The organism is Flammeovirga agarivorans (genome assembly GCF_012641475.1).
Classification (GTDB): domain Bacteria; phylum Bacteroidota; class Bacteroidia; order Cytophagales; family Flammeovirgaceae; genus Flammeovirga; species Flammeovirga agarivorans.
Window position 1 is genome coordinate 629,797 of the sequence record NZ_JABAIL010000001.1, and the last position, 15,547, is coordinate 645,343.

The 15,547-nt window shown below is 34.1% G+C and carries 12 protein-coding genes; 8 read left to right on the forward strand and 4 right to left on the reverse strand.

What is annotated here, in order from left to right; all coding sequences use genetic code 11:
* Positions 1-23: 23 nt before the first annotated feature.
* The 3 genes from HGP29_RS02635 to HGP29_RS02645 all read right to left on the reverse strand — a co-directional run bounded on the left by HGP29_RS02635 (position 24) and on the right by HGP29_RS02645 (position 1,537).
* Positions 24-794 carry an MBL fold metallo-hydrolase gene (locus tag HGP29_RS02635; protein ID WP_168880758.1) on the reverse strand — a complete coding sequence of 257 codons (771 nt, stop codon included), beginning with the start codon at positions 792-794 and terminating at the stop codon, positions 24-26.
* 6 nt (positions 795-800) lie between these two features.
* Positions 801-1,091 carry a hypothetical protein gene (locus HGP29_RS02640; RefSeq protein WP_168880759.1) on the reverse strand — a complete coding sequence of 97 codons (291 nt, stop codon included), beginning with the start codon at positions 1,089-1,091 and terminating at the stop codon, positions 801-803.
* 71 nt (positions 1,092-1,162) lie between these two features.
* Complete coding sequence (locus tag HGP29_RS02645; RefSeq protein ID WP_168880760.1) at positions 1,163-1,537, reverse strand: response regulator; 375 nt, start codon at positions 1,535-1,537, stop codon at positions 1,163-1,165.
* Between the two features lie 271 nt (positions 1,538-1,808).
* Here HGP29_RS02645 and HGP29_RS02650 point away from each other — a divergent pair, with 271 nt between their 5' ends.
* From HGP29_RS02650 to ftsZ, 7 genes are all read left to right on the forward strand, one after another.
* Complete coding sequence (locus HGP29_RS02650) at positions 1,809-2,339, forward strand: DUF6702 family protein (RefSeq protein ID WP_168880761.1); 531 nt, start codon at positions 1,809-1,811, stop codon at positions 2,337-2,339.
* Between the two features lie 169 nt (positions 2,340-2,508).
* Positions 2,509-5,439 (forward strand): T9SS type B sorting domain-containing protein, encoded by a 2,931-nt coding sequence (locus HGP29_RS02655; protein ID WP_168880762.1) that lies wholly within the window; start codon positions 2,509-2,511, stop codon positions 5,437-5,439.
* A gap of 129 nt (positions 5,440-5,568) precedes the next feature.
* Positions 5,569-6,687 (forward strand): undecaprenyldiphospho-muramoylpentapeptide beta-N-acetylglucosaminyltransferase, encoded by a 1,119-nt coding sequence (gene murG / locus HGP29_RS02660; RefSeq protein ID WP_168880763.1) that lies wholly within the window; start codon positions 5,569-5,571, stop codon positions 6,685-6,687.
* A gap of 1 nt (position 6,688) precedes the next feature.
* Positions 6,689-8,062, forward strand: coding sequence for a UDP-N-acetylmuramate--L-alanine ligase (gene murC, locus HGP29_RS02665; RefSeq protein ID WP_168880764.1), 1,374 nt, complete (start codon positions 6,689-6,691; stop codon positions 8,060-8,062).
* Between the two features lie 6 nt (positions 8,063-8,068).
* Positions 8,069-8,842: a cell division protein FtsQ/DivIB gene (locus tag HGP29_RS02670; RefSeq protein ID WP_168880765.1), complete on the forward strand. Its 774-nt coding sequence runs from the start codon at positions 8,069-8,071 to the stop codon at positions 8,840-8,842.
* Between the two features lie 174 nt (positions 8,843-9,016).
* Positions 9,017-10,366, forward strand: coding sequence for a cell division protein FtsA (gene ftsA, locus HGP29_RS02675; RefSeq protein ID WP_168880766.1), 1,350 nt, complete (start codon positions 9,017-9,019; stop codon positions 10,364-10,366).
* A gap of 196 nt (positions 10,367-10,562) precedes the next feature.
* Positions 10,563-12,014, forward strand: a complete 1,452-nt coding sequence (gene ftsZ / locus HGP29_RS02680) for a cell division protein FtsZ (protein ID WP_168880767.1) — start codon at positions 10,563-10,565, stop codon at positions 12,012-12,014.
* A 61-nt stretch (positions 12,015-12,075) separates the two neighbouring features.
* Here the strand turns inward: ftsZ and HGP29_RS02685 are convergent, their stop codons facing one another.
* The gene (locus HGP29_RS02685) at positions 12,076-12,930 is read right to left on the reverse strand and encodes a DMT family transporter (protein ID WP_168880768.1); all 855 of its coding nucleotides are present in this window, start codon (positions 12,928-12,930) and stop codon (positions 12,076-12,078) included.
* A 139-nt stretch (positions 12,931-13,069) separates the two neighbouring features.
* On the opposite strand from HGP29_RS02685, the gene HGP29_RS02690 reads away from it, so the two are divergent.
* Entirely contained in the window at positions 13,070-15,499 is a 2,430-nt protein-coding gene (locus HGP29_RS02690; protein ID WP_168880769.1) for a heavy metal translocating P-type ATPase, read from the forward strand.
* The last annotated feature ends 48 nt before the right edge of the window (positions 15,500-15,547 follow it).

The window sequence follows — 15,547 nt, forward strand, 5'->3', positions numbered from 1 at the left end:
CCTAAGTTTATGAAGTGCTTTTTTTATAACTCAATTATTAGTCCGTCTTCGGCTAATTTCACATGTTCTGGAAGTTCTTTCTGAGTGTCTGAATGTAACCCCATTTTATGCCCTATGTGGGTGAGGTATGCTTTTTTAGGTGATAGTTCCTGAATAACCTCAAGTGCTTCTTCTAGATTGTAATGTGAAATATGCTCCTTCCTCTGTAGAGCATTAATTACTAAAACATCTAAATTCTTTAACTTACTCATTTGGTCACTGTCAATCTTATTTGCATCAGTGATGTATGCAAAGTTCTTTATCCTGTAACCCATTACAGGTAACTTATAATGCCATACTTGAATTGGGTCAATTAATGTTTTCCCGATATAGAATTCTTGATCTTTTTTGATCTCATTTAAATTAACAGAAGGAACACCAGGGTATTTGTTTTCTGCAAAAACATAGCTAAACTCCTGCTTTAACTGTGAGAATACAGCATGTGTACCATAGAGTTCTATAGGTTTCATTCCGTTTAGAAAATAAAACCCTCTAATATCATCCATGCCTGCAGTGTGGTCTTTATGTTGGTGGGTAAAAACCAATCCGTCTAACTGAGTGATACGCTCTCTCAATACCTGCTGTCTAAAATCAGGCCCTGAATCTATGATAATGCTTTCACCTTCATCTGTTTGAATATGTATAGATGAACGTAATCGTTTGTTTCGGTAATCTAATGATGTACAGACTTCACATTTACACCCAATAATTGGTATACCTTGTGAGGTGCCAGTTCCTAAAAAAGTTATTCTCATGTCTTTTTAAATAGAAAAATCTTTGTCCGTAACCTGTTGGTAAAGGGAAACATTTTTTTCACTAAGCTGTGAGGTGTCAATATCAATTTCCTTCAAGATATCAATCATCGACTGTATTTTACCTTCTTGACTGTAAAATTTATTGATTATGGCCACTTTAGCATTTCTAATTAAGCAATACCCAGATTTGAAGCTACCTCTTTCATAACGAAGATTGTAATCGGATTCTGCAAAAATATCTTCAAGTTTTGCTTGTAAGTGTTTCGTAGGTTTTAAAGTACTTTTTGTATTTGACATAAAAAAACTGAATAAATTACTTTTGCAATGTAATGTATTCAGCTTAGATATTTTGATGACTGTGAAAAAAATTAATTATTAGTAACTTTATTCACTACGTTAACAAGGTTGTCAAAATTTAAAGGTTTAGGTAGGTACTCATTGATTCCAACAGCTTTGAAATCATCCATAGAGTAATTTTTTGCATTTCCTGTAATTGCTACAATTGGAACATTTTTCTTTGTTTCATCATCTAACCCTCTAATTTTTTGGGCACATTCCATACCGTCCATAACAGGCATATTGATGTCAAGTAAAATGGCATCGTAATGACTTTTGGCTAATTTGTCTAGTACTTGTTGTCCGTTTTTTACAGAGATGATTTCATAGTTTTGGAATTGTAACACTTTTCTTGTGATATTTTGAATCACAGAACTGTCTTCAGCAACTAATATTTTTTTTCCCATTTGTGTAAATAGTTTCAGATAGATACAGAAATATAAACTTGGTGTAGTGTTAATCTGTGTATTTTAGTTTCGATTACTTATATAATTTTACAAACTAATAGTGAAAATTAAAAATATTCTGAAAGATTAAATGCGTAAAAATTATAAACTTCTTTTAGTAAAATACATTTCAAACTACATTGATAGAATTTTAACAATGAAGATCACTTGAAACTTATTTCTATTGTACTACCTATATTAAAATCGTAATGTTTTCTAAATTGCGAAAATCATGATCAAATTACATACAATGAATAAACTGATTATCCATTTTTCAATTTTTACTTTAATCCTAGGCTTAGTTGCATTTGCACATCCAATACATTTAAGTGTTTGTGAAATGAACTTCAATAAAGAATCAAAATCATTAGAAATTGCACAAAAAGTATTCTTTGATGATTTAGAAGATGGTGTGGAGCTAATAGGAGGTCCTAAACTTAATTTATTTACTGAAAAAGAACATCCTGATAGTGATTTATGGCTTAATAGATATTTTAATCAACACCTAAAAGTTCAAATTAATGGGAAACCCAAAGAGCTTATTTGGGTGGGTAGAGAAACGGATGCAAAGCAAGATATTCAAGCATTGTGGGTATATATGGAAATCCCCGGTATTAAAAAAGTAAAGGAATTGACCATAGAGAATACTATACTCTATGATGTACATCATGATCAAAGAAACATGTTGCATCTAACTTGTAATGATACAAAAAAGAGCTGGTTGTTTGATTTTGAAAAAAATACAGAAACAATTCAATGGTAAACATTGACTTTAGGGTAAAATGCTTTGTATATTAAATAATAGAATTAAGCTATTTATGAACTAGAAATTTCTGATTGTTAGCTAAATGACTTCAAATCATCTTTTTTTCATAAATACCTTGAGTATTATAAAAATAGTAAATGACCTATTACTCCTCTAAGTAAACAATATGAGATTGCAAACATATAAACTATTCAGTGCTTTACTGACTCTTCTTTTATTGACAATTCTGGTACCTGATGTGGTATATGCTACCCATATTAGAGCAGGTGACCTTACTATGAGAAGAAAGCCAAACGGTGGTGATAGAGAATACATTATAACGGCAATTCTATACAGAGACGTTACAGGTGTTAATGCTGGAGATGGTTTGATTGATTTTGGCGATGGATCAGATAATGCAATTGTGAAACCTCAGTCTTTGGGCTATACCGAAGATGGAGAAACAGAGATAATACAATATCAAGTAGAACATACTTTCCCTTCTGACGGTAATTATAAGGTAAGTTATTTTGAACGTAACAGAAACCCCGGTGTAAGAAATATGGAAATCTCTTCAGAGACTCCTTTTTACATTCAATCTGAATTTATGATTAACCCTGCTTTAGGATTGAATAGTTCGCCTGTACTTTTAATTCCTCCTGTAATTAAAGGAGCTATTGGACAGAAATTTATTCATAATGCCGGAGCATATGACATTGATGGTGATAGTTTATCCTACCGATTAACCGTTTGTTTACAAGGTACTGATACACCGGTACAAAACTACCGTTTTCCTGATGATCCAAATGAAGATTGGTCTAAAGTGACAGAGCAATGTGAAACTCCTGCTGTTTTCTATATTGATGAGTCGACAGGGGATTTAACATGGGATGCACCTTTTGTAGCTGGTGAGTATAACGTTGCATTTTTTGTGGAAGAATGGCGAGATGGTATTCGAATAGGGGCAGTAAATAGAGATATGCAGGTCATTATTATCGACCCATTAAACTTAAGACCAATTATCGAAGGCCCTGCAGATACTTGTGTAATTGCAGGAGATCCTTTATTAAAAGAAATATTTGCCTACGATCAGGATAATGCACCGTGTTATAATTCAGATTCAACATTAGATTGGGGACCACATCCAATCAAATTAGAAATCTCACAGCAAAGTGATGAGATCGCAATCCCACCTTATGCTGATATGATTTTTACTCCTACTTATAGTGGAGTGAATAATTCAGAGGCTAGAGGGGACTTTAGTTGGACACCGCAATGTGCTGATATTAGACAAGAACCTTATAAGATTACTTTTGAAGCCAAAGATTTTCCAGATAAATCTAACACGCAACTAGGAACATTACAGAATTGGAATGTTAGAGTTTTAGGTCCAGCACCTACAGGTTTGGTAGCTGAACCTGCTTCTTCAACAGATCTATCCAATGGAAATACGTTTGTAAGTTTAACATGGGACCCTTACACTTGTGATGGTGCAGATGAAATTCATATTTACAGAAAGAAAGGATCTTTTGATTTTAATCCTGTTTGTGAAACTGGTTTACCATCATGGACTGGTTATGAGTATGTGAATTCAGTTGATGTATCAGAATCGTCATTTAGAGATTTTACTGTAGATCAAGGAGCAAATTATTGTTATAGAATTTATGCAACATTTAGATCTCCACAAGGAGGAGAAAGTATTGCTTCAGAAGAAGACTGTGCATTTATTCCAGATAGCCAATATATCGTACAAGTAGATGTAGAATCTACTGAAGAAGAAAGTGGACAAATTAATTTAAAATGGACTGTACCAATGGATGTAACTCCTGGAAGAACACCATATTATAATGTTTACAGAGGAGAGGGAATGGAGAAAATTGAATTTGATCAATATACTAAGATCAATACTGATCCATTAACTGATACTACCTTAGTTGACAACCTTCTAAATACTGTTGAAACAGAATATCATTACAGAATAGAATTTTTAGAGGGAACTAGTTCTGATAATGCGGCACCTAGAGATACAACAACTTTAGCCTCCTATGTAAGGTTGTCATCTGATGCTGGTTTAGACTTTATTACTTTAAATTGGACAGGAAATGTACCATGGAACCTTACTCCAGATACTGTCATTGTAAATACAGACACATCTGCAGTATACCATAAAGTCTATCGTAAAATCGAAGGAGATGAAACAAGCTTTAGTTTATATGATAGTGTATTTACTCATTCAAATGGTTTAAGCTATACAGATAGAGGTACTGCAGATCTACCTTTGGATGATAGAAAACTGTATACCTATTATATAGAAACCATTGGTTCATTTGAGCATCCATCTATTGCAGAGCCTTTGATTAATAGAACACAAGAATTAACTGTGGAACTATTAGATACTATCCCTCCTTGTCCACCAATTTTGTCTCTTGCTAATTTGGAAGAAGGTTTCCCTATGGACAGTTGTGTTGTTGAACCAGAAACGGATGGGGAAAGATCTTGTCAGAAAGACCGTTTTGAAGTAGAGTTGACTTGGTTAAATGAGCAAGGTTCAAATTGTGATGATGACATTGTAAGCTATAATATCTATTATTCAAGAAGGACAGCAGTATCAAAGAATGATTTTGGAGCACCTGTAGCGACAATGGATCATCCAGAAGGAAGACCATTAACCATTCAGTTGTTGTATGAATTCCTTAATAGAGAATATGTTGAAGGTAGTTATGCAGTAACTGCAGTAGATGACTCAGGAAATGAAAGTGATCTGAGCAATATAATTATCCAAGATAATTGCCACTACTACGAGTTGCCGAATGCATTTAGTCCAAATGGTGATGGAATTAATGAGACTTTTATTCCAATGAGATGCCCTAGGTTTGTTAAGAGTATCAATTTTACGGTATTCAATCGTTGGGGTGTAGCCATATTCTCTTATAATTCTGATGAACATGATGGAGACATTGAGATCAATTGGAATGGTAAAACCGATTCAGGAAATGATGTCGAGCCTGGTAATTACTATTATAGAGGAGAAATGATGATTTATCGTCTTGAAGAAAGTGACGAGAAACAAGAAATAAAAGGTTCATTTGTGATTCTTAAGGGAAATGAATCTCAGTAAAATCTATTAATAAAAAAATAATTCTACTTTTGTAAAAGTATCCTCCAAAGGGATACTTTTACTGTTTGTTCAGAGTTATTTTTTTTAATTTTGAAACGTTATAACCCTTTTTTATATCAATAGATCACTATGAAATTGAAAGTCATCATTAGTGGTGGAGGAACTGGAGGTCATATCTATCCTGCTATAGCCATCGCCAATGCTATTAAAGAACAAAATAGCGAAGCAGAGATTTTATTTGTCGGTGCAGAAGGTAGAATGGAGATGGAAAAAGTACCTGAATCAGGTTACGAGATCATAGGTCTTCCTATAAGTGGTATCCAAAGAAGGTTGACGATACAAAATCTATATTTTCCATTTAAACTGATAAAAAGTTTATGGAAAGCTAGTAGTGTAGTACATGAATATAAACCCAATGTCGTTGTTGGAGTTGGTGGTTATGCTAGTGGTCCAATTATGTGGAGAGCACAATCGAATAAAATACCAACAGTAATTCAAGAGCAGAATGGATATGCAGGTTTAACCAATAAAATTCTTGGAGGTAGAGCAAATAAGATATGCGTTGCCTATCCTGGAATGGAATTTTACTTTCCTGAGAAGCTTATTGAATTTACAGGTAATCCAGTTAGACAAGATATCACAGATCTTGAAGAAAAGAAAAATGCAGCCTATCAAGAATGGAGCTTTTCTTCAGATAAAAAAACGGTATTTATTTTTGGTGGTAGTTTGGGTGCATTGACCTTAAATGAAAGTATGTCTGCAGGTGTAGACAAGTTACTGGAAAAAGGTATTCAGGTGATCTGGCAAACAGGTAAATATTACTTTGAGAAGTTCCATTCTCAATTTGGTGGTAGAGAGAAAGAGGGGTTACATGTTGTATCATTTATAAAAGATATGGCAGGTGTGTATGCTATTGCAGATGTAGTGGTAGGAAGAGCAGGCGCTCTTTCAATTTCTGAATTATGTTTGGCAGGGTTACCTACTATATTGGTTCCTTCTCCAAATGTAGCAGAAGATCACCAGACGAAAAATGCAATGGCATTGGTAAAAGAAAATGCGGCTATTTTAGTAAAAGATGTAGACGCTCGTTCTCAATTAATTGATGAGTTAATCACTTTGGTTGAGGATGAAGATTTGCAAAAATCATTATCTGAGAATATAACAAAACTTGGTAAGCCTAACGCTGCCAACGATATCGCATCTAAAGTTTTAGAGATTGCGGAAAAACATTACAAACGAATGAACTAATATGTTGCCTTCATATATATATTTTCTAGGAATAGGAGGAATTGGAATGAGTGCCTTAGCAAGGTGGTTTAATGCGAATGGAACTACTGTGACTGGGTATGATAAAACGGAAACAGAACTGACAAAAACATTAGAATCTGAGGGCATCCAAGTGATGTATAATGATAAAGTAGAAGCTTTACCCAAAGAACTCTTGACCTTGCCAAAGGATGATGTTTTAATCGTTTTTACACCAGCTATTCCTAGTTCTCATGAAGGCTTCCAATATTTGAAGTCAAATGGTTATACCATAAAAAAGAGAGCCGAAGTTTTAGGTATTATCACAAAAGCGAGCTTTACTATTGGTATTGCAGGTACGCATGGTAAAACAACTACCTCTTCGATGTTGTCTCATATCTTGAAAAGTGCAAATAAAAATGTGTCTGCATTTCTTGGAGGTATCGCGACCAACTATGGGACAAATATGCTGTTAGGTGATAGTTCAAAAGATGACCATATTGTTGTTGTTGAAGCTGATGAGTTCGATCGTTCTTTTTTACAGCTTTCCCCAAATATTATTGGTATTACTAGTTGTGAAGCAGATCATTTAGATATTTATGGAACTGAAGATGCCGTTTTTGAGTCTTTTCAGGACTTTATTAATAAGCTACCAAATGACGGGAAACTTTTTTTAGAACATAAAATCAACAGATTAACTGCAAAAAAAGAAGTTTTATCTTATTTTTATGGTATAAACGATGGAGATGCCCAAGCTTCTAATTTAGAAGTGAAAAATGGTAGGTTCTATTTTGATGCTAAATTTCACGAAGGAACTGTTATAGAACAGGTTGCTTTACCTTTACCGGGATTCCATAATGTTGAAAATGCCTTGCTTGCAATGTCCATTGCATTAGAGGTGGGTTTAACGATAGGGGAAGTTAAAAACGGTATAGAAAGCTATAAAGGTGTAAAGAGACGATTTGAGAAATGGGTGGAAACGGAAAATAGTGTTTACGTTGACGACTATGCACATCACCCAACAGAAATAACGACATTTATCAACTCCTTAAAAGCTTTATATCCTACTGAAAAGATTACGGTTGTTTTTCAACCACACTTGTATTCAAGAACATCTGATTTTGCTGATGGTTTCGGCGAAGCTTTATCATTAGCGGATGAAATTTGGTTGTTACCATTATATCCTGCTAGAGAAGAGTTTGTCGAAGGTGTAAATTCAGAAATGCTTTTAGGAAAGATCCTACATGATAACAAGAGGATTGTTCAGGATGAGGATTTGCTAAACGAAATAAAAGCATTTGATGGAAAAGTCATCGCTACTGTGGGTGCCGGTAACATCGATCGTTTTATCAGAGATATTGCTGATATTCTTTCTTAATTTAAGATGAGTAAAGAAAATAAGATACAACAATTTTTTAAGCAGAAAGGGGCCATTAGTCTCACTGTAGTTATTTTTTTAGTCTTATTGTCAATAGTCTTCACTGTAACAAGACCTAATATTGTCAATGAAGGTGAGATGATTATTAATGTCACAAATTATAATGCACCTAGGTTTGTTGAAGCTACAGAAGTAAAAGATGCGGTAGCAAAGATGAACTTAGATCGTACAGATCAAGGGATGTCAATTAAAGAAATTGAGAATTCTTTAAATGCCATTCAATTTGTCCGAAATGCAGAAGTATCCCGTGATGTTAAAAATAATCTTGTGATTGATATTGAGCAAGATCGTCCAATTGCTAGGATTCTAACACCTAGTGGAAAATCTACTTATATTAATCAAGAAGGTAAGATGATTGGATTATCAAAAAAACATGCTGCTCGTGTGTTGCTGATAACTGGTGCGGGAGCAGAAAAATTAATGAGTCAAAACTATTGGGAAGATTCTTATTACACTTATCTATTGTTGGAGTTTGTCAATAAACTAAGTAATGATAGATTTTGGAATGCCCAAATAACCCAATTAGATATCAATAAGGACATGTCGATTATCGCTTATCCTCAAGTAGGTAAAGAGAGAATTGAATTTGGACAACCAACTGATTATCTAAAAAAACTTGGTAAATTAAAGTTATATTATAACACGATTGTTTCAACGAAAGGTTGGAACGTTTACAAGAATATTAAATTACAGTATGCAGGCCAAATAGTTTGTGATTAATGAATCTTTGATCAAATAAGTTGAATCAATTATACCATTATCAATTAAACGTTTTGAATATTTGCTTTTTTCGGAACATATTAAGAAATTTTGTTTTTTTAATAGGATTATAAAAATTACCATCACAGAAAGAAAGTAATACCCGCTTGTTACTCACAATAATTCACGTTGAATATGGAAGAAAAGATTATAGTAGGGCTTGATATTGGAACTACAAAGGTGTGTGCCGTTGTAGGAAAGATGAATGAATATAATCAATTAGAGATATTAGGATTAGGTCATGCAACATCTGAAGGTGTTCGTGATGGTACTGTTAGTAATATCGCTAAAACTACAGAGGCTATCGACCAGGCAATTACAGATGCCGAAAATGATTCTAATATTGAAATCAATGTTGTCAATGTTGGTGTAGCTGGAAAGCATATTAAAAGCTTCAGACAACATGGAAGTATCACACTACCTCATCAAGAAGATGAAATATCAGTAACAGATGTTGAGCGTCTGACTAATGATATGTATAGAGTGATTACAGAACCAGGGACAGAGATTATTCATGTTCTTCCATTGCATTATACTGTTGATAGTGAGGAGAAAATTAAAGATCCTGTGGGGATGGCTGGTGTGAAACTGGAAGCAGATTTCCATATCGTAACAGCTAATAGTAACTCCATTCGTAACATTAAAAAGTGTATTGAGAGAAGTAATCTTGAAATAGACCAAATGATGTTGGAGCCTTTGGCTTCTAGTATGGCGGTACTTACTGAAGAGGAAAAAGAAGCAGGTGTAGCAATTATTGATATCGGTGGAGGTACTACTGATATTGCAATTTTCTATGATGGTATTATCAGACATACTGCAGTAATTCCTTTCGGTGGTGATATTATTACTTCAGATATCAAACAAGGTTGTGCTGTGATGCAACATCAGGCAGAACTTCTAAAAGTAAAATTTGGTCAGTCTATGGCTGCAAATACTAAAGATTCTGAAGTAGTAGAAATTCCAGGAATCAATAATAGAACTCCAAAAGAGGTATCTATTAAGAACCTAGCCTATATCATTGAGGCAAGAATGGAGGAAATTATTGATTTAATTAAAGCAGAACTTAAAGATTCTGGATATATGGATAAGTTGGCTGGCGGTTTAGTATTAACTGGTGGTGGATCAAAACTTAGAAATATCCAGCATTTATTTGAATATAAGATTGGTTTGGATACTCGTATTGGTTATCCGACAGCTTTCTTAGGAAAATCAGATCGATCTGAAAAAGTGAAAGATCCAAAATTTGCTACAGCATTAGGCTTAGCATTGGCAGGGTTTAAAGCTTTAGATCAGAGAGAAGAAGATCGTCCAAGAAAAATGTATCAACAACCGATTCAAGACGAGAAAACAACATCATATTCAGAAAGAACTAAAGTTGCGGATACTTCTGCTGCAAGAGGAAAGAATATTTTCTCAGATTTTCTTCAAAAGGCAAAAGACCTTTTGATAGATGATTATGATGATACAGAAGATTATAAAGATTAATACTTTATTTTAAATAGTTCTAGGTTGAACTATAATTTTTGTGTATTTTCATATAGGAAAGATGATATTTTTTTTAAATACTTATTTAAAGAATGTAAATCTTTCAAATTATGCTATTATTTTAGCAAAAGTTTTAACAAAAGAGCAACATGGATTCCTTTTAAAAGGATCCTAAATTTATAAATTTTTTGAGTCTATGACTGAAACGAGCTACGAGTTTGATATGTCTAGCAACTCTGCTGCCAATAAAATCATCAAAGTGGTTGGTGTTGGTGGAGGCGGTGGTAACGCCGTGCGACACATGTATGAACTAGGAATTCACGATGTGGATTTCTTTATCGCTAACACAGATAAACAGGCATTAGAGTCTAGTCCTGTACCTAATAAAGTACAATTAGGTTTAGAACTAACTTCAGGTCTTGGTGCGGGAGCAAAGCCAGAAATTGGTAGAGAGTCTGCATTAGAGACTAAAGATGATATTAAACAATTTCTTTCGAACGGTACTAAGATGGTGTTCATCACTGCAGGTATGGGTGGTGGAACAGGTACAGGTGCAGCTCCTGTTATCGCAGAAATTGCTCGTAGCTTGAACATTCTTACAGTAGGTATTGTTACAATGCCTTTTAGATTTGAAGGAAAACCAAAAGAAAGAAGAGCACTTCAAGGTATCGAAGAATTAAAAGAACATTGTGATACTGTTCTTGTTATTCTAAACGAGAAATTGAAAGAGGTTTACGGTAGATCTTCAATGAGAGAAGCATTTTCTCAAGCAGATAATGTTTTAGCTCGTGCTGCAAAATCTATTGCAGAGATTATCACTGTAGACGCATATATCAACGTCGATTTTGAAGATGTTAATACAGTAATGAGAGATGCGGGTACTGCCGTAATGGGCTCATCTATTGAGTCTGGTGAAGACCGTGCAATTAGAGCTACTGAAGCTGCAATTGCGTCTCCATTATTGAATAATACTGATATTACTAATGCGAAGTACATTTTACTAAGTTTAGTTGTAAGTGATTATGACAACTTAGATATGAGTGAACTTGAGCAGGTGACAAGTTATATTCAAGACAGAGCAGGTGAAGAAGCTGAGGTGATCTTTGGTGTAGCTAAAGACGAATCATTAGGCGATGCAATTAGCGTTACAGTTATTGCTACAGGTTTTGAAGAAGATAAAGATAAGTCACCTTCAGATTTTTTTAACAAAGGGGAGTCTGGTTTAGGAAATAAGACAAGTAGAATTTCTACTTCAATTCCTACAAAAACACCTGAACCAATCTCTACAAAGGAGGAAACTACTCCAGTTGTTGAAGAAAAATCTACAGAATCAGTTGAAGAAACTCCTGTAGCAGAAACTTCGGCGGCTCCCCAGGTTGAGGAAAAAGTAGAAGCAAAACCACAAAAAACGGTTTACTCACTTAATGATGAATATGAAGCAAGCTCTGCAGCATCAATATCTAATGATGATAATGTTGAAGAGACTGCAACACCAACATCACAAAACTTAAGTAGTTATAAAAAGTTTGACTCAATGAAAGAAATTTCAAATGATGAATTGAAAGATTTGAGAGACATTCCAGCTTACTTAAGAAGAGGAGTTAAATTGAATCCTACAAAAAATAATGAAGAAGATACAGAGGAATAATCTTATCTAATTCAAAAAAAGGGTTGATATCTACTAGATATCAACCCTTTTTAGTTTATGACTATTTTTGTAGTCTAGTTTTGTATATCAAATTTAATATTGTTCCTAGCATAACAAGGAGCATACCTAAGATTACTTCAATACTAAAGAATTCTCCAAAGAAGAATATACCATAAAGAGCTCCGTAAATCACACTTGTATAATTCATACTTGAAACTGTTGCAGCATCATCATCAGATTGATAGGCTTTAGTGAGTAGTATTTGGCCAATTTGAGATAAAATTCCAATGCTTAGTAATGCTATCCAAGTCCACCCTGTTGGGGTAACCCAATCAAAATAACACCATAACCCTGTTATTGGTACGGCTACAAATGGGAAGTAAAAAACAACGACGACAGGATTTTCTTTACCTTTTAATTTTCCTATTACAGTATATGCAGCAGCAGAACCAATTGCTCCACTGATAGCAATGGCTAGGTATAGAGGATCTACCCTTGGATCAAAACCCTTGATTAATACTACTCCAACAATACTTAAACTCATAAATAATAGCTGAGCGGGTTTAAGAGGTTGTTTTAAAAAGAGCATAGCAAAAATTGCTGTGAATAAAGGTGCTAAATTTTGCAATACTACAGCTGTAGCTAATGGTAGATTTTGAAAACTGGCAAAGACTAAAACAAGAGAAACGGTTCCAAAAAATCCTCTGAGAAATAACATCTTCTGATTGTTACCCCATAAGTAAACACTTGCTTTTTTGAGGGTAACATAACTTAAGACTAGAGAGACTAAAGCCCTGAAAAAAACTACTTCTTGAGGTGGTATTTGAGGAATCGATTTGACGATTAACTGCATGGTAGTCATGACTAAAGCAGCTAATAACATTTGTTTGGCTCCTGTACCAATATGTAATTTCATGTATTTGTATCTTTCGCGTCTAATATTAATTGCAATGTTAACTGAATTTTCCTAATATTTTTGATCAACTGATAATTGTCAGTAATGAATTCAGAATTGCTAACGAAATTTGTAGCATCTCAGAATTATATCTATCTAAATGCACTCAGAAAAGAACATACAAACTTGTTACCATTGCGGAGAAGACTGTAAGGATGAATTAATAACCAATGATGAAGGTAAATCATTTTGCTGTAACGGCTGTAATATGGTTTATGAATTATTGCAAGAAAATAATTTATCAGATTACTATAAATTAAATAATCAACCAGGAGTAAGACAAAAAGGAAAATCTCAAAGAGATAAGTTGGCTTACTTGGATGATGATTCGATAAAAAAGAAGTTGATTGATTTTACAGATGGTGAAATTGCAAAACTTAGTTTTTATCTCCCTCAAATTCATTGCTCCTCATGTATTTGGTTATTAGAAAAGCTACCCGAATTGCATGGAGGTGTGCTTGAGTCTAAGGTGAATTTTTTGAAAAGAGAAATTTATATAACCTTCTCAGAAGAAAAGATTTCATTAAGAGACCTAGTGATGCTCCTAATTAATTTAGGGTATGAACCATTAATTAATTTAGAGGATCTAGAGAAAAACAAGAAGAAGAAACAACGATCAGAACAAGAAAAGACTTTCTTTATTAAGTTAGGTGTTGTAGGATTCTGTTTTGGAAATATCATGATGCTGAGTTTTCCTGAATATTTGGGAATCACAGTAGAGGATCAAGAATTCATTGAGATTTTTGGCTACTTAAACCTAATATTAAGTTTGCCAGTATTCTTTTATGGGGCTAGAGATTACCTTACATCAGCTTGGCAAGCGATCAAGCATAGAGGAGTAAATATTGATGTTCCTATTTCATTAGGCATTCTAGCCCTCTTTCTTAGAAGTGCTTTTGAAATACTATCTGATACTGGTGCAGGTTATCTTGATTCTTTAGGAGCGTTAATCTTTTTATTATTGATAGGAAAGTGGTTTCAACAGAAAACGTTCGACAACATTAGTTTTGAAAGAGATTATAAATCTTATTTCCCTATTGCAGTTACTAGAATAAAAAATGGTGAGTTAGAGAATATTCCACTTTCAAAATTAGAAGTATACGATACGCTGCAGATTAAAAATGGAGAATTAATTCCTGCAGATGCTATTTTAAAAAGAGGGGATGCTCAAATTGATTATAGTTTTGTAACAGGTGAATCTAAACCTGTAGAAAAGCAATCAGGAGATTTATTGTATGCAGGAGGTAAACAAACTGCAGGGGTTATTGAAGTAGAAGTAACAAAAGAAGTTTCTCAAAGCTATCTTACAAGACTCTGGAACGAGCATACTTTTACTAAGGAAAATGCAACCGATTTTCTACAATCAAAAACCAATGTGATAAGTAAGTGGTTTACTTTAGTCATCTTATTTGTAGCTGCAATTGCTGGAACATATTGGTGGAATGTTGATGGACCAACACATGCCGTAAATACATTTACAGCTGTTCTAATTATTGCTTGTCCATGTGCATTGGCATTAAACGCCCCTTTTGCTTTAGGTAATGCCATGAGAATAATGGCAAGGTTTGGTTTGTATGCGAAAGACACAAGAACCATTGAAAATATGGCCGCTATTGATCATTTAGTATTTGATAAAACAGGAACGATTACCTCAGCAAAAGAACAGGCAATCAATTTTGTAGGGAATAAATTAATACAAGTACAATTAGATAAAGTCTATGCAGTTACATCCCAATCTACGCACCCTGTTTCGAGTAGAATAGCAAAACATTTAGCTAATGAAGCTCAAAGGGGTATTACAGTTTCTAATTTTAAAGAAGTAGAAGGAAATGGTATTGAAGGGATTGTGGATGGAATTCTAGTACGTTTAGGGAAAGCTACATTTGTAGGTGCAGATTCATCTTCTAAAAAATCATTTCAGACGGTTTCTTATGTGAAAATAGGAGATGATATTTTAGGTCATTTTTCTTTAGCTCAATCTTTAAGAGGTGGAATCGACCAGCTTTTAATGGACTTGTCAGAGAAAAAATATGAGGTATCATTATTATCTGGAGACAATTCATCGGAAAAAGAAAAATTGTCGAAAATTTTCCCTCAAAATACTGAGATGAGGTTTGAACAATCCCCTCAGGATAAAATGAACTACATCGTCAATAATCAAGACAAGCAGAAAAAAGTATTGATGATAGGTGATGGGTTGAACGATGCGGGAGCACTAAAACAATCTGATGTAGGTATAGCTGTTGCTGAAGATGCCCATCAATTCTCACCAGCTTGTGATGGGATTATTTCAGCAGAAAAAGTAAAAGATTTGAATATTTATATGAAGTTTTCAAAATCTGCAATGAAAATGGTTTATGTAGGTTTTGTAATTTCATTCTTATACAACATCGTAGGGCTTAGTTATGCTGTACAAGGAAATCTTTCACCGTTGATAGCAGCGATCCTAATGCCACTCAGTTCCATTTCAGTAGTACTAATTGGTATGCTAGGAACTACAATCGCCGGACGAGAATTTTTAAAGAAATAGAAAAAGGGCAATCATTTTTACGATGATTGCCCTTTGTTTTTGACTTTT

Coding starts and splice junctions, on each gene's coding strand:
- HGP29_RS02640 (WP_168880759.1), bottom strand. CDS start 1,091: ATGTCAAATACAAAAAGTACTTTAAAACCTACGAAACACTTACAAGCA.
- HGP29_RS02690 (WP_168880769.1), top strand. CDS start 13,070: ATGCACTCAGAAAAGAACATACAAACTTGTTACCATTGCGGAGAAGAC.
- HGP29_RS02655 (WP_168880762.1), top strand. CDS start 2,509: ATGAGATTGCAAACATATAAACTATTCAGTGCTTTACTGACTCTTCTT.
- HGP29_RS02645 (WP_168880760.1), bottom strand. CDS start 1,537: ATGGGAAAAAAAATATTAGTTGCTGAAGACAGTTCTGTGATTCAAAAT.
- HGP29_RS02650 (WP_168880761.1), top strand. CDS start 1,809: ATGATCAAATTACATACAATGAATAAACTGATTATCCATTTTTCAATT.
- murG (WP_168880763.1), top strand. CDS start 5,569: ATGAAATTGAAAGTCATCATTAGTGGTGGAGGAACTGGAGGTCATATC.
- ftsA (WP_168880766.1), top strand. CDS start 9,017: ATGGAAGAAAAGATTATAGTAGGGCTTGATATTGGAACTACAAAGGTG.
- murC (WP_168880764.1), top strand. CDS start 6,689: ATGTTGCCTTCATATATATATTTTCTAGGAATAGGAGGAATTGGAATG.
- ftsZ (WP_168880767.1), top strand. CDS start 10,563: ATGACTGAAACGAGCTACGAGTTTGATATGTCTAGCAACTCTGCTGCC.
- HGP29_RS02685 (WP_168880768.1), bottom strand. CDS start 12,930: ATGAAATTACATATTGGTACAGGAGCCAAACAAATGTTATTAGCTGCT.
- HGP29_RS02670 (WP_168880765.1), top strand. CDS start 8,069: ATGAGTAAAGAAAATAAGATACAACAATTTTTTAAGCAGAAAGGGGCC.
- HGP29_RS02635 (WP_168880758.1), bottom strand. CDS start 794: ATGAGAATAACTTTTTTAGGAACTGGCACCTCACAAGGTATACCAATT.